The organism is Hydrotalea flava, assembly GCF_001623405.1.
GTDB lineage: Bacteria > Bacteroidota > Bacteroidia > Chitinophagales > Chitinophagaceae > Hydrotalea > Hydrotalea flava.
This window is the reverse complement of record NZ_LUHG01000100.1, coordinates 203,798-219,617: the sequence shown is the minus strand read 5'-3', so window position 1 is coordinate 219,617 and position 15,820 is coordinate 203,798. Positions and strand designations below refer to the sequence as shown.

The 15,820-nt window shown below is 36.7% G+C and carries 14 protein-coding genes; 11 read left to right on the top strand and 3 right to left on the bottom strand.

All coding sequences use genetic code 11. The annotated features are described in order from the left end of the window. Position 1: 1 nt before the first annotated feature. The 8 genes from A0F92_RS13060 (at position 2) to A0F92_RS13025 (ending at position 7,940) form a co-directional block, all read left to right on the top strand. Positions 2–850, top strand: a complete 849-nt coding sequence (locus tag A0F92_RS13060; RefSeq protein ID WP_068246918.1) for a prephenate dehydrogenase — start codon at positions 2–4, stop codon at positions 848–850. Between the two features lie 112 nt (positions 851–962). After that, positions 963–2,636, top strand: a complete 1,674-nt coding sequence (locus A0F92_RS13055) for a DEAD/DEAH box helicase (protein WP_068246915.1) — start codon at positions 963–965, stop codon at positions 2,634–2,636. Between the two features lie 93 nt (positions 2,637–2,729). Next, positions 2,730–3,815 (top strand): chorismate mutase, encoded by a 1,086-nt coding sequence (locus A0F92_RS13050; RefSeq protein ID WP_068247142.1) that lies wholly within the window; start codon positions 2,730–2,732, stop codon positions 3,813–3,815. A gap of 151 nt (positions 3,816–3,966) precedes the next feature. Next, entirely contained in the window at positions 3,967–4,986 is a 1,020-nt protein-coding gene (aroB, locus tag A0F92_RS13045) for a 3-dehydroquinate synthase (RefSeq protein ID WP_068246912.1), read from the top strand. A 14-nt stretch (positions 4,987–5,000) separates the two neighbouring features. Beyond that, positions 5,001–6,281 (top strand): 3-phosphoshikimate 1-carboxyvinyltransferase, encoded by a 1,281-nt coding sequence (gene aroA, locus A0F92_RS13040; RefSeq protein WP_068246909.1) that lies wholly within the window; start codon positions 5,001–5,003, stop codon positions 6,279–6,281. Between the two features lie 18 nt (positions 6,282–6,299). Further along, positions 6,300–7,295, top strand: coding sequence for a chorismate synthase (locus A0F92_RS13035; RefSeq protein ID WP_068246906.1), 996 nt, complete (start codon positions 6,300–6,302; stop codon positions 7,293–7,295). Positions 7,296–7,327: 32 nt separating this feature from the next. Beyond that, on the top strand, positions 7,328–7,630 hold the full coding sequence (locus A0F92_RS13030) for a DUF952 domain-containing protein (protein WP_253810456.1): 303 nt from the start codon (positions 7,328–7,330) through the stop codon (positions 7,628–7,630). Between the two features lie 10 nt (positions 7,631–7,640). Then, on the top strand, positions 7,641–7,940 hold the full coding sequence (locus tag A0F92_RS13025) for a thiamine-binding protein (protein WP_068247138.1): 300 nt from the start codon (positions 7,641–7,643) through the stop codon (positions 7,938–7,940). Between the two features lie 15 nt (positions 7,941–7,955). Here A0F92_RS13025 and A0F92_RS13020 read toward each other — a convergent pair whose 3' ends face one another. Beyond that, positions 7,956–8,600, bottom strand: coding sequence for a M15 family metallopeptidase (locus A0F92_RS13020; protein WP_167517085.1), 645 nt, complete (start codon positions 8,598–8,600; stop codon positions 7,956–7,958). Positions 8,601–8,959: 359 nt separating this feature from the next. On the opposite strand from A0F92_RS13020, the gene A0F92_RS13015 reads away from it, so the two are divergent. Together A0F92_RS13015 and A0F92_RS13010 are read left to right on the top strand one after the other, a co-directional pair. Continuing rightward, positions 8,960–9,370, top strand: a complete 411-nt coding sequence (locus A0F92_RS13015; protein ID WP_068246900.1) for a septal ring lytic transglycosylase RlpA family protein — start codon at positions 8,960–8,962, stop codon at positions 9,368–9,370. 89 nt (positions 9,371–9,459) lie between these two features. Further along, a complete protein-coding gene (locus A0F92_RS13010) occupies positions 9,460–10,824 on the top strand; it encodes an OmpA family protein (RefSeq protein ID WP_068246896.1) in 1,365 nt (454 codons plus the stop codon). A 179-nt stretch (positions 10,825–11,003) separates the two neighbouring features. On the opposite strand, the gene glgP is transcribed toward A0F92_RS13010, so the two are convergent. Beyond that, a complete protein-coding gene (glgP, locus tag A0F92_RS13005) occupies positions 11,004–12,656 on the bottom strand; it encodes an alpha-glucan family phosphorylase (protein WP_068246893.1) in 1,653 nt (550 codons plus the stop codon). A 195-nt stretch (positions 12,657–12,851) separates the two neighbouring features. Beyond that, positions 12,852–13,811 (bottom strand): hypothetical protein, encoded by a 960-nt coding sequence (locus A0F92_RS13000; RefSeq protein WP_068246890.1) that lies wholly within the window; start codon positions 13,809–13,811, stop codon positions 12,852–12,854. A gap of 88 nt (positions 13,812–13,899) precedes the next feature. Here A0F92_RS13000 and A0F92_RS12995 point away from each other — a divergent pair, with 88 nt between their 5' ends. Further along, on the top strand, positions 13,900–15,786 hold the full coding sequence (locus tag A0F92_RS12995; protein WP_068246887.1) for an Nramp family divalent metal transporter: 1,887 nt from the start codon (positions 13,900–13,902) through the stop codon (positions 15,784–15,786). The last annotated feature ends 34 nt before the right edge of the window (positions 15,787–15,820 follow it).

Here is a 15,820-nt window from a genome sequence, read left to right as displayed (position 1 = left end):
CATGTTTAACAATGTAACAATAGTAGGTGTTGGATTAATCAGCGGATCTTTTGCCATTGCCTTAAAAGAAAAGGGTATGGCCAAACATATTATTGGCGTTAGCAGAACCAGGGAAAGTGAACAAAAAGCGCTTCAATTAGGATTGATAGATGAGGCACTTCCTTTAAAAGAGGCAATCCAAAAAAGCGATTTAATTTATGTGGCCATCCCGGTGGATGTTACCATTCCTGTTGTTGTGGATATTTTAGATCAAATCAATGATCAACAAATTGTTGCCGATGCAGGCTCCACCAAAATGGCACTTTGTAAAGCAGTGCAAGAGCATCCCATGCGGCGCAGACTGGTGGCAACACATCCTATGTGGGGTACAGAATACAGTGGCCCCGAGGCAGCTGTACACGATGCTTTTGCAGGCCGGTCCTGTGTTATATGTGAAAAAGAATTGTCAGATGGTTTAGCTGTGCAAAAAATGGAAGGGGTGTACAAAGCATTAGGAATGCATTTGGTGTATATGGCTCCCGATGCACACGATGTGCATGCGGCTTATGTAAGTCATATCTCACACATCACCTCATTTGCATTGGCAAATACTGTGTTGGAAAAAGAAAAAGAAGAAGATGCCATTTTTGATTTGGCCGGTGGTGGTTTTGAAAGTACAGTTCGGTTGGCTAAAAGTAATCCCGCTATGTGGGGGCCCATATTTATGCAAAACAGAGAAAATGTGCTGGATGTACTGAATGAGCATATTGTACAATTGAGAAAATTTAAAGCCTGTCTGGAAAAAGAAAATTATACCTATTTAATAGAATTAATGGAGAATGCTAATAAAATAAAACGCATTCTTCAATAAAAACGGAAGGCACAAAACGCTTTAAAAATGAAATAGCGCACTGTGCAAGTTACATAAACAAAACAAAGCAAGGGGATAATATAATCTACCTTTGCACAAAATTTAAGAATACATGATAACATTTGAAGCGTTAGGATTAGAAGAAAATTTAGTAAAGGCTACTGAATCATTAGGATTCGTGAATCCTACAGCCATACAGGAAAAAGCAATTCCGGTTTTATTGAGTGGAACAAAAGATTTAATTGGATTGGCACAAACCGGAACCGGTAAAACTGCAGCATTTGGATTGCCCTTACTTCAGTTAATTAACGAAAATCAGAAATACCCCCAGGCATTGGTTGTATGCCCTACAAGAGAACTTTGCCTGCAAATTGTAAGCGAAATTCAATTGTTTAAAAAATTTAAACAAAACATTCAGGTAGTGGCAGTATATGGAGGCGCCTCCATTGGCTTGCAAATTCGCGACCTGAAAAAAGGTGTGCACATAGTAGTTGCAACACCTGGCCGTTTAATCGATTTAATTGAAAGAAAAGCCATTAACTTAGAACAAATCAGTTATGTGGTATTAGATGAAGCCGATGAAATGTTGAACATGGGCTTTAAAGATGATATTGAGTTCATTCTGGAAAATACACCCAAAAGAGAATCTACCTGGTTGTTTAGCGCTACCATGCCTCCCGAAATTAAAAAGGTTAGTAAACGCTACATGAAAGAACCTTTTGAAATTACCGTGGGTAAAGTAAATACAACCAATAAAAATATCGACCATCAGTATTATGTGGTAAATGCACATCACAAATATGAAGCATTGAAAAGGTTAATTGATTTTAATCCCGGTATTTACGGCATCATTTTTACCAGAACCAAAGCCGAAGCACAATCTATCTCTGAAAAATTAACCCGTGACGGGTATGATATTGATGCCTTGCATGGCGATTTATCACAACAACAACGCGATAAAGTAATGGGCGAATTCAGAGAAAAGGCATTACAGTTATTAGTAGCCACCGATGTGGCAGCAAGGGGAATTGATGTAAAAGAAATTACCCATGTTATTAACTACGATTTGCCTGATGATATTGAAGTATATACCCACCGTAGTGGTAGAACCGGCCGTGCAGGAAGTACCGGTATTTGCATGAGTTTAATACATGTAAAGGAAGTATACAAAATACGTTCAATTGAGAAATTGGTACAAACAACTTTCCATAAATTAGAATTACCCACCGGTAAAGATGTTTGCCGTAAACAATTTTATGCCTTCATGGATAAATTGTTGCAAACCGATGTATCAAACGACAGGTATGCATCCTATTTACCCATGCTGCGTGAAAAATTTGCCGACATAACAAAAGAAGAAGTTTTAACCCGAATTGCAGCATTAGAGTTTGACCGTTTCCTTAAATATTATGAAAACGCAGAAGATTTAAACTTAAGAGAAGCTAAACGAGAAAGAAGGGAACCAGTAGGGCGCAATGCTGTAACCGGTAATAACGAAAATGGCAGAAGAGGTGCTTCAGACAGGCATAGTAATTTGTCTGGTGCAGATACCACTCGCTTATTCATTAATCTGGGAAGTAAAGATGGCTTTTATAAAGCCAGTTTTCTTCAGTTTATTTTAGATATGAGCGATTTGAAAAAAGATGTTTTAGGCAGAATTGATTTAAGAGATATGAACAGCTGGATTGAAATTGAAAAAAAATCTGCTGCTAAAATGATCAAAGCCATTGATGGTAAAAACTATCGTGGCCGCAAAATCAGAATGAATGAAGCCAATGAGCGATAAATTTTTTTGCAAATAAATAGATTAGTGCGGTCAACAATTATTCTATTTTTTGCTGTAACAACCAATTAATCATCACTTACAATTTGAATGAAGATGGAGCAGGCAACCCAACAAACAAAAAACATCATGGATGTGTGGCAAAAGCGCCCACTCATTATTAGTGGCCCATGTAGCGCTGAAACAGAACAACAGGTATTAGAAACCGCAACCCGTTTGGCCGCAACGGGAAAGGTAGATATGTTAAGGGCTGGAATTTGGAAGCCCCGTACACGTCCCGGACAATTTGAAGGAATTGGCGTAAAGGGATTGCCGTGGTTATTACAAGCTAAAAAAATTACCGGATTATTTACCACGGTGGAAGTAGCTACTGCCAAACAGGTAGAAGATGCGCTTAATTTTGATGTAGATGTACTCTGGATTGGTGCACGTACAACCGTTAATCCTTTTAGTGTACAGGAAGTTGCTGATGCATTGCGCGGTGTTGATATTCCGGTATTAATTAAAAATCCAATTAATCCCGATCTGGAATTATGGACAGGGGCAGTAGAACGCATTGCCAAAGCCGGTATTCAAAATATTGGATTAATACATCGTGGTTTTAGTTCTTATGGTAATACAGAATATAGAAATGCACCCATGTGGCATTTGGCTATTGAAATGAAAAGAAGAAATCCCGGCATGTTAATGATTAATGATCCTTCTCATATCTCCGGCAGGCGCGATATTTTACAGGATGTTGCGCAAACTGCTATTGATTTGGATTATGATGGGTTAATTATTGAAAGCCACATTGATCCTGATAATGCATGGAGTGATGCCAAACAGCAAATAACCCCCGAACGGTTGGGAGAAATGATTGGCAATATTAACTGGAGAAAAGAAGATGTACCATCTGAAGAATACCATGCAGCATTAGAAAAATTGCGTCAACAAATTAATCATCTGGATGATGAACTGATGCAAATTCTGGGTCAACGTATGAAGGCAGCCGAAAAAATTGGCCTTTACAAAAAAGAAAACAATATCACCATTCTTCAAACCAACAGATGGAATGCAATATTAGAAAGAGCTTATGCAAAAGGCGAAAAATTAGGCCTCAGCAAAGAATTTATTACCCGTTATTTTGATGCAGTACACATGGAAAGTATTAACCATCAAAATAAAATCATGAATTCTTAAATTAATGGCAGCCAATAACATCAATTGTTATTGGCTGTTTTGTATAATAGCCATATTTGTTGTTCACCTTTGGTGTAATATGTTCCATTTTTAATGAATAAACACATTCTCATCTTGTTTGTTTTTTTTACATTTAATAAACTAATTATATATGCTGCATCAATCTGTTCGATTCAATCAGCAACATACTGATTTTTATTTCGATGCATCATTCCGGCAATTGAAGCAAATGCTGAAACCTGCAAACACTTTTATTATTACCGACACCAACATCTTTCCATTACATACAACCTATTTTAAAGGTTGGAAAACCATTGTTATACCTGCAGGTGAGGCCCACAAAAACATAGCAACAGTTCAATACATTATTGAACAATTAATTCAGTTGCAGGCCGACCGTACAGCAACATTGGTTGGTGTAGGGGGTGGCGTTGTTACCGATATTACAGGCTTTGTTGCAGCCATTTATATGCGTGGTGTGGCTTTTGGTTTTGTACCAACTACTTTACTGGCAATGGTAGATGCCTCTATCGGTGGAAAAAATGGGATTGATATTGGATTGTACAAAAATTTAATGGGCACCATTCGTCAACCTGCATTTTTATTGTATGATACACATTTTCTAAAAACTCTTCCTGATGCAGAATGGCAGAACGGTTTTGCAGAAATTATTAAACATGCCTGTATTAAAAATGCAGCCATGTTCAGAAATTTAGAAAAATTATCACCTGCTTTACTCAAGAAAAACAAACAAAAATTGAATGAGCTGATACAAAAAAATGTACAGCTAAAAATGTTGGTTGTAAAAGCCGATGAATTTGAAAAAGGGGAAAGAAAATTACTCAATCTGGGGCATACACTCGGTCATGCCATTGAAAACCAATATAGCCTTTCACATGGTCATGCAGTAGCAATTGGCATTCACTATGCAGCCATTTTATCTCAACAAATATTGGGTTTTAAACAGCCCGAACGTATATCGGCATTGTTAACCCAATATGGTCTGCCTACTCATTTTGTATTTGATACAAAAAAGGTAATGAATATGCTGCAAATGGATAAAAAACGGCAGCAAGAGTTTGTTCACTATATTCTGATTGAAAAAATTGGAAAGGGTATTATTTTACCCATTCCATTGAAAGATCTTGAAAAAATTTATAAAATAATTTAGTTTAATTTGATTCAATGATTGCAACGATTCATCCTTCTGAAATAAAAGGCACTCTTCAGGCACCTGCTTCTAAAAGTTCTATGCAAAGAGCATGTGCTGCAGCATTAGTGAGAACGGGTACCAGTATTATAAATAACCCTGGCTATTCAAATGATGACAGAGCGGCACTGCAGGTAATTCAGCAGCTTGGGGCTACTATTCAAAATGAAAACAACCGTTTAATTATTGCTTCAAAAGGAATACATGCCAATACCCATCAAATGAATTGTGGAGAAAGTGGGTTAGGTATCAGAATGTTTACACCTTTAATAGCTCTCAATACTACTGCCATTTCTATTACCGGTGAAGGCAGCTTATTACAGCGCCCCATGAATTTTTTTCATGAAATATTACCACAGTTAAATGTAAAAGTACAAACCAATCAGGGCAAGTTACCTATACAGGTCACAGGCCCATTAACACCGGCCAATATTACAATTGATGGTACCCTCAGCTCGCAGTTTTTAACGGGCTTATTAATGGCATATGCTGCTGCCGATGCTAAAGATGTAAGCATTTCCGTAAATAATTTAAAAAGTAAACCTTATATTGATTTAACGTTAAAAGTAATGGAACACTTTGGTTTAAAAACACCAAAGAATAACGGATATACTTCTTTTTATTTTGATAAAGCATGGCATGCTACTTCACAAAATAATATTGTAGAATATGAAGTAGAAGGCGATTGGAGTGGGGCGGCTTTTTTATTGGTGGCCGGTGCAATAGCGGGAAATATTACTGTTAAGGGATTAGATATTCATTCAACACAGGCCGATAAAGCTATATTGCAGGCACTGATAGATACCGGTTGCCTTATTTCTATTGAACCCAATCAAATTCACATTCAGAAAAGCAACCTTCAGGCATTTCATTTTAATGCAACAGATTGTCCGGATTTATTTCCGCCATTGGTTGCTCTGGCAGCTTATTGCAAAGGCACTACCGTTATTGAGGGTACTGAACGGCTTACACATAAAGAAAGTAACAGAGCGCTTACTTTGCAGGAAGAGTTTTGGAAAATGGGTGTACACATTCAATTGCAGGGGAATTTAATGTTAATAGAGGGTGGGAATGATTTACTTGCTTCAACCGTTTCTTCGTGGCATGATCATCGTATTGCAATGGCATGTGCCCTGGCTGCCTTAAAGGCAACAGGTCCGGTAGTGATTCAATCTGCAGAAGCTATTAACAAATCTTACCCCGATTTTTATCACCATATTTCTGCATTAGGCGCAGTTGTATCTTTACATCATTAACAATTAAAATTACAGGCTTTGAACGCATTTGGCAGAATTTTCAGGGTACAAATATTTGGCGAATCGCATGGCGAAAGTGCGGGTGTATGTATAGATGGGATACCGGCAGGATTACCACTTCGGGTAGAGGATTTTTTAGAAGATATTGAAAGAAGAAAGGGTGGAGTACAAAAGGGAACCACTCCGCGTCAGGAATCTGATTTGCCCATCATTAAAAGCGGCGTTTTTAATGATTTTACCACAGGGGCACCCTTAACGATTTTATTTGAAAATAATAATACACGTAGTACGGATTATGCTAAACAAAGAGCCATTCCCAGGCCCGGTCATGCTGATTTTGTGGCACATCAAAAATTTGGTGGTTTTGAAGATTATCGTGGCGGCGGACATTTTAGTGGTCGCTTAACAGTTTGTCTGGTTGCGGCAGGTGTTATTGCAAAAAAATTATTGCAGCATATATCAGTAAAGGCTACCATTACCGAAATTGGCGGCCTTTCATCCATCGAAGCAGGGTTAGAAAAAGCGATAGCAGCCAAAGATTCTGTAGGCGGAATTGTAGAATGTGTGGTAACCGGTTTGCCTTTGGGGCTTGGCGAGCCTTTTTTTGATTCAGTAGAATCGTTATTAGCGCATGCTGTTTTTGCCATTCCTGCCGTACGTGGTATTGAATTTGGAACCGGTTTTGCTGCGGCTAAAATGTTTGGTTCTGAACACAATGATACCATCATTGCAGAAGATGGAACAACAAAAACCAATCATGCAGGAGGTGTGGTTGGGGGTATTACGAATAATAATCCGCTCATATTTAGAGTAGCTGTTAAACCAACTTCTTCTACACCTAAGGAGCAGGAATCACTCAACTGGGAAACCAATACTGTTGAGCCATTTTCTATAAAAGGCCGTCACGATTTGTGTATTGCACTTCGTGTGCCGGTAGTATTAGAAGCTGTAACAGCAATGGTGCTGGCCGATTTAATGCTGTTGAATCAAGCGATACAACGTGTTTGGAAATAATGGATCTCTGATGAAAATTATGTTATAAAATAATGTCACCAATAATTTATCATATCACTACAAAACAACAATGGGCTGTTGCGCTGCAATTGGGCTATTATACGGCCCCTTCGTTGCAATCTGAAGGGTTTATTCATTGTTGTTCCTATAAGCAAATTGCCGGCGTGCTAGAACGTTATTATGCCAGTGAAATTAATTTACTTCAATTAACCATTGATACCCTTCAATTAAATGTTCCTTTAAAATACGAATCATCTCCAACCTTACAGGATCAGTTTCCTCATGTTTATGGAACTATTTCTTTGAATGCAATTGTAAATATTTTTGAAATATAAAATTTATATTATGCATCAATTCATAGTTAATGCGTCCATTCAAATTATGCCAATTGTTACAGATAAGCATCCCTACGAGTGGGTAGATGAAGCCATTGCAATTATTCAACAGTCGGGTATTGATTATGAAGTTGGGCCTTTTGCTACTGTAATTGAAGGAAAATATGATGCGGTGATGCAGGTAATACAAGCCATTAATGAGCATTTATACCAACGTGGCTGCGCCGAATGGATTCAGAATATTCAGCTTCAGATAAGAAGTAGTATGGATATTACAGGGATTGAAAAAACACAAAAATTTCTTCAGTAATTCCATTCCTACAAATTATTGTACTATTTTTTTCATCTTTTTAAAAGGAATATTCAGAACAGGAAAATTTGCTGCATTGATCCAACTAAAATGCCACCACTCAGTAGGCAAAGCCTTGAACCCGTGTGTTGTCATTATATCCTGCAATAGTTTTCGATTCGCCAATATTTGCGATGGAAATTGACTAAAATTACCATGCGCACTATCCGTAAAATTATCGAAATCAGTACCCATGTCTAATGGCATACCGTTATGTAATTGAACCAAAGTAACATCTACTGCAATACCTCTGTTATGGCCACTGCCATTAGCAGGATTGGCTACATATCGTTCATCATGCACCCTTTTCCAAAATGCCACAGTAACTGCATAAGGTCGGTAGGCATCCCAAATTTTTAAGGATAATCCTTTTGCATTCAATGCTTCTTGTACTGCTTTTAAAGCTTCAGCTACCGGTTTTCTGGCATAGGCAATAGCCGTATGGAAAGGATACATAGGGGTATGCATAAAATTATCATTTCCGGCATAACGCAAGTCAATGTAAATGTTAGGTACAAATTCATTCAGGTTTATCATATGCAAACAATCAAATGCAGCATCAAAATGTTTAAAATTGTGTAGATTTTCTGATATGAATGCTGTATTTTCATTTTTTGGCACAGTACTTGGGTGAAAGGCACAGCCAAACATTGCACAAAAGCAAATACAATAAAACCAATATCCTTTATGTAGTTTACAATGAATGTACTTTGGAGTTGAGTTTGTTAATATTTCAGGTATCATCCTGCTAAAATGTCGCATTTTCGGTTAAATTAGATTGTTGCGATAACAACTTTTTTATACACACTAATATATACAGTATATAGAAATTATTTATTGCAAGATGCTTATAATGGTATATAAGATCTTGTTAATCAATACTTAACTCCATTTTGGATGAAAGTAAGTAACCGCTGGCCGATATGTTCATATAGAATAATAATGAACCGGCGGTAGTTTTTTAAACTAAATAATAGCAAATGAAAATTTTTTTACTTAACTTTTTGTTTTTTTTAAGCCTTGCTGTAATTGGAAAGTGCCAGGATAGCATGGATTCCATAGCTGTAAAAAAGCCCAAAACGGTAACTGGTATTGCCAGTTTTTACAGTTTAAATTTAACTGGTACCAAAACCGCAACCGGAGAGCGTTTTGATAACAAAAATATGACAGCAGCCAGCAACAGCTTTAAATTGAATACCTGGGTAAGGGTAACTAACCTGAGAAATGATAAATCGGTGATTGTGCGGATTAATGACAGAATGAGCAAGCACATGGCCAAAAAAGGGAGGGTAATTGATTTAAGCAGAACTGCTGCCCGAAAACTGCAATTTATGAAGCGTGGACTGGTGAAAGTAAGGGTAGAAGAGGTAGATAAAGACACGTTGGAATGAGGATGTTAACATTAACTGAATATTAAAATTGTAATAATTTTATTAAAATTGAATAACCCCTTTATTTTTGCTACAATAAAATTAACATTATGAAGAAAACCCTACTACTTTTAATCAGTATTGGCGGTATGCTTTCTGTATTCGGCCAGGAAGCAACACAGCTGATAAAAAGGCCTTCTTTGAGTATCAATTTCTTTCTCAAGGATTTTAAAACCCCCGATTTAATTGGCAGCAGTTCAATTACTACTGTTTTTGAGAATCGCCAATGGACAAAAATGAAGGATATGTCGCCGGGGTTAAATGTGCAGTATTTTCAAGGTTTAACAGATCATTTAGATTTTATGGCGGGTATTGGAGGTTCATTCTTAAAATATCCATTCCTATACAAGAGTGGTGTACAAGCACCATTTCAGGATAAATTTTTATTGGAAGCCGATGCCAGTGTAAATTTAAAATTATTAACAGATAAGTATTTTATGGTGCCTTATTTATCTGCCGGAGTTGGTGCATCCATGTATGCCGGCACTTATTTTGGAGCCTATATTCCAGTTGGAACAGGTTTGCAATTTAATTTGGGCGAAGGCAATTTTATTAATCTGCAATATTCCTATCATTTGGGGATTTCAGATTTAACCAACTATAATTTTCAATATAGTTTAGGTTTTGCCTCACCCATTGCTCCCGGCAAAAAACAGGTAAAATTGGCTGCGCCACCACCACCTGTAAAGGAAGTACCAAAAGATACTGATGATGATGGTATTACTGATGATAAAGACCAATGCCCCACAGTACCCGGTGTTGCAAAATACAATGGATGTCCTGTGCCTGATACAGATGGTGATGGCGTTACTGATGATAATGATAAATGCCCTACCGTTCCGGGTTTGCCCAAATATAATGGTTGCCCCATTCCTGATACAGATGGGGATGGCATTAATGATGATGAAGACAAATGTCCGAATGTGGCAGGAGTTGCACGTTATCAGGGTTGCCCGGTGCCAGACTCAGATGGGGATGGCATTAATGATGAAGAAGATAAATGCCCCAATGTTTTTGGTGTAAAAGAAAACTTTGGTTGCCCTGTTGTAAAAGAAGAGGTAATTGTGAGAGTGAATAGCATTGCCAAAAACATCTTTTTCTCAACAGGTAGTTCACAATTAATTGCGAATTCTTACAAGCCATTAAGTGAATTGGTAAAAATTTTACAAGATGATCCTAATTTAAAATTAGATATTGAAGGTTATACAGATAACGTAGGTAGTGAAGCTGTAAACCAGGCTTTAAGTGTTAAACGTGCCAATGCGGTAATGCAATACTTTGTTGATAAAGGTGGTATTAGTGCCGATCGGTTGCATGCAACCGGTTATGGTTCTAAAAAACCTGTTGCTGATAATAAAACTGCCAAAGGCAGAGCCATGAACAGGAGGGTAGAATTAAAACTCAGATATTACTAATTGGTTTTAATCATCATTTTTAAAAAAGCCCTTTACTTTATTTGTAAGGAGCTTTTTTTGTTTATTTAAGTGATGAACTGTTCGTGCTTGTGGGTTTAAAACAAAACCGCTGGTTCCATCCAAAAAAACCTGCTGTATTGATAGGAACAGCAGATTTTTATTTTTATTATAAATATAAATTATTTGTACATTAACTCGTAATACTCATGTGCCATTCTATTGCTATCAAATTGAAAACGCACATCACGCATTCCATTTTTCATAATTTGGCGCCAGGTTTCAAAATTTTTATAATAAAGTGGCACAATTTGTTGTTCTAAAATTTCATACATCTTATTCAGGTCATAATTGTCCTGATCGTGTATACTTAAGTTTTCATAATCTGCCTTGGGCACTACAAAACCATTATTGCCATGATTTACAAATTCCGGAATCCAGCCATCATCTGTTGAAAAATTAACTGCTCCATTCATAGCTGCCGTCATGCCACTGGTGCCGGATGCTTCTCTGGGCACACGGGGGTTGTTTAACCAAACATCTGCCGCCTGTTTTAACCTTTTGCTTAATGTAAGTTCATATCCAATTAATACAGCTACATTTTTATAATTTTTACTTAAATGCACCAAATTATTAAATTGGCTGATGGCAGGATAATCAACCGGATAAGGTTTCCCGGCCCAAATAATTTGTACCGGCTGGTCAGAGCTATTGATCAGTTTTTCAAATCTTTCTAAATCCTGTGTAAGAAAGTCGGCACGTTTATACCCTGCAAATCTTCTGGCCCAAACAATGGTTAATACATTAGGGTCAAATAATTTACCGGTCTGGTCAGCTACAATTTCAAATGCTCTTTTCTTCAAATAGTTTTTTCTGTCATCAAAAGCAAGATCATTGCCCTCTTCCATGGCTTTGTACAACTGTTTATCTGCCCAGTAACGCCAGTTTTGTGCATTGGTAATGTGAATAATCTCACAAATGCCGATGTAATGACTCCACATTTTTCTGCTTACTTCACCGTGCAGCCGGCTAACGCCATTGGCTTTACGTGCAAAACGCAGGGCTGCTAATGAATGGTTGAATAAATCATCTGTAATACCGGTTAAACGTCTTACTTCATCAATGCTAATACCACAGAAATAACTCATTTTCTGACAGAGATAAATATCGTGTTTTTCATTGCCTGCTTCCTCTGGTGTATGGGTAGTAAATACCAGATGTTCTTTTACTTTTTCAACACTTTTAAATTTATTCATTAAATAAAAAGCAGCCGATACACCATGTGCTTCATTTAAATGATATACATCCGGATTAAATCCAAGTTCATCCATTAATTTGGCCCCGCCTATACCCAATAGCATAAATTGGGCAATTTTGGTAGATACATTGGCATCGTACAACCGGTGTGAAATGGTTTGCGATACATAATCATTTTCCGGCAAGTCGGTAGTTAATAAAAACAGAGGTGCTGATTTAAAAGTTTCAGGATTCAAATACATGGCCTTTACCCATACCGGATGATCATGTATAATAATTTGAAATTTAATGCCCGTATCTTCTAAAAATGAATATATTTTTTCCATCCAGGTGGGTTGCAGGGTTTGATCCTGATTTCTGGTTTGGTCGTAATAGCCATATTTCCACAAAATTCCAATACCTATCATATTCTGTCTTAATTCATAAGCACTTCGCAAGTGCGAACCTGCTAAAAATCCTAAGCCGCCACTATATATTTTAAGTGGCTGATGAATCGCAAATTCCATTGAAAAATAGGCTGCTCTTTTATTGTATTGTTCGCTTACAACATATGGCACATGATAACTTCGGAAGTTCATAAATTACTTTTTCTTGATTGGTTATTTGAATTGGGCTTGCAATATAAAGGGTTTTATTTAAAATGTATTTTTTACACATTAATTAGACCTAAAAAGTGAAACTATGTTAAAAGCTTCAATTATAGCACATAAAAGTTTAAATTTTATAAACCGCAATCGATTGAAACAAGTGCCCTACCCAATGAATAGAAAATTTCAGGTTCTTTTTTTCTTAATGATCTTATGTGATTTTTGTTTAGGATAGGTATCATCAAAATAGCATTGTATGCCGCGTTTATTGCCGCATTTGCCATTTTCTTTAAAAGTAATTTCGTTGTTTTTAAATGTAAATTCTATACTGCAGGGTTCCCCAATTTCTTTATATACGGCTTTATCTTCACCCACCATTTTCATCATTCCCTTTAATTCGCCGTTACAATTATCTTTGTTTTCAAAGTGAATAAAAAAATGATATAATTTGGGGGTTTTACCATCCCTTATTGCAATAAAATTTTTTGAGTTTTTTGCATAATTGCCACTGTGTTTATTTTTTTCGGGCAAAGTATCAATAGGATTAATGATGGTATTGTTTTTTAATTCATCTTCATTGCCATCATTCATAGCTACCATAAAGGCATTTCCGCTGTTATACACCCAGCCTGTACGGGTATATAACAACTTTTTATCAGCACTGTATTTTTCCCGGCTAATTAAAAAAGTAGGTTCTTTATTAATATATACACTGTGTACATAACCATCATTTTGTTTTGATTGAACCAAATTTTTTGCAGCCAGAAATTCATTCTTTTCGTTAAACACAAATACCCCAAGTATGGTATTATTTTTATAGCTGAAGTTAGCCAAAAGGTATTTCTCTTTTAATTTCTGAATACTTCCTACGGGATGTATAATGGCTTTTTTATTGAGATGGAAATGATTTAAAATACTATCGGGTATAAACTGAGACATGGCTTTTATACCTATTACAGTAGTGTCGGCAAATGAATTGATGTTGGTATCGACAATGGTAATGGGCAACCCAATGGGAGGGAAGGCAGCAAAAAAATCGTTGCTGCTAACTGGTTTTGTACCACTTAAGTCGCCAGAATGTGTTTGGCAGCCGACTAAAAAAATGAAGATGAGTATAAACGTAATAAGCTGTTGAATACTTTTCATGGCGTTTATTTCAGGCACTAAAGTAATACATCTGTGGTAAGTTTTATAGTTTAAGGAAGATTAACCATTATTTTTGTAAGTAATATTTATGGATAGATTGGTGCAACGTAACGAACATTCTTTAAGCGAAGTACACGAAAGTGTAGATACACTGCAACCCAGAAAAGGCTGGCGCAGAATACTGGCTTATATTGGGCCTGCCTATTTGGTGAGTGTAGGTTATATGGATCCCGGAAACTGGGCTACCGATTTGCAGGGTGGCGCTCAATTTGGTTACAGCCTTATATGGGTATTATTAATGAGTAATTTAATGGCTTTGTTATTGCAAAGTTTAAGTGCTCGATTAGGAATTGTAAGAAGAAGAGATTTGGCCCAGGCCAACAGAGAAATATATCCTAAATTTGTAAATTTTTGTTTATATATTCTTGCTGAAATTGCCATTGCTGCCTGCGATTTAGCCGAAGTGCTGGGTATGGCATTGGGTATTAATTTATTGACCGGATTGCCTTTAATATGGGGTGTTTCATTAACAGTGTTGGATACGCTGCTATTACTTTGGTTACAAAATTTTGGTATTCGCAAATTAGAAGCCTTTATTATAGCATTAGTAGCCATTATTGGCGTATCCTTCTTAATTGAAATTATTCTGGCGCATCCCGTTTTAAATCAGGTAATGTATGGTTTTGTGCCCCATCATTTAAATAAAGAAGCATTATATATTGCTGTAGGAATAATAGGTGCTACGGTAATGCCGCATAATTTATATCTGCACTCCGCATTAGTACAAACGCGAAAAATAAAAACAGATGATGAGGGTATTAAAAGAGCCATCCGTTACAATAATATTGATAGTGCTATTGCGTTGAATGCCGCATTTTTTGTAAATGCTGCTATTTTGGTTTTGGCTGCTTCTGTTTTTTTTACCACCGGTAATACAGGTGTAGCAAAAATTGAAGATGCACATCGTTTATTAGAACCATTGCTGGGTTCTAAACTGGCCCCTTTGTTATTTGCCATTGCCTTAATTGCTGCCGGCCAAAGCTCTACCATTACCGGCACTTATGCCGGGCAAATTGTGATGGAGGGTTACATCAGCCTCCGCATTAATCCATGGTTACGCAGATTAATTACAAGGCTTTTGGCTATTATTCCCGCTGTAATTACGATTTTAATTTATGGTGATGACAGGATAGACGCCTTACTTATTTTAAGTCAGGTAATACTGAGCGTGCAATTAGGGTTTGCCATGATTCCGCTCATACATTTTGTGAGCGATAAGGAAACCATGGGCAAATTTACCATTTCATTGCCCATTAAATTATTATCATGGTTAGTAGCCATTATATTAATTTATTTGAATGTAAAAATGGTGATAGAAGAAGTAGCTGTTTTATATCAGGAACCGGGAAATTATATATGGAAAATACTTGTTGGTATAGGAGCAGTTTTTTTATCGTGGTTGTTTTTAACGACCACATTCTTACCCCTTGCCATTCAACGCAAGATGCGTAAGAGTATTAAATTACATGGTGAAACCCCTCAATTACATGCTTTGCGTTTAGAAGAAAATAATAGAATTGCCATTGCTTTAGATTTTACTGCTAAAGATGAAAAATTAATTGCTTATGCCTTGGCACAGGGTAATAAAGCTTCTGTTTTTATTTTAATACATGTGGTGGAAAGTGTATCGGCTCTTTTTTTAGGAAAAGAAAGTGATGATGATGAAACCCGGAAAGATAAAGACCGGCTTAAAAATTATGCCATGCAATTACAACAATTGGGCTATGAGGCAATATATGAGCTGGGTTATCGTAACCGAAAAAAAGAAATTGTGCGTATTGTTGAAAAAAACAAAGCTAATTTATTGGTAATGGGGGCACACCAACACCGGGGTATTAAAGATTATTTATTTGGCGAAACTATTGAATCGGTCAGGCACCATGTGCATATTCCCGTGTTGGTTGTGAATGTTTAGTTTAAATATATACATGTAAGCTTTTTTCATAACA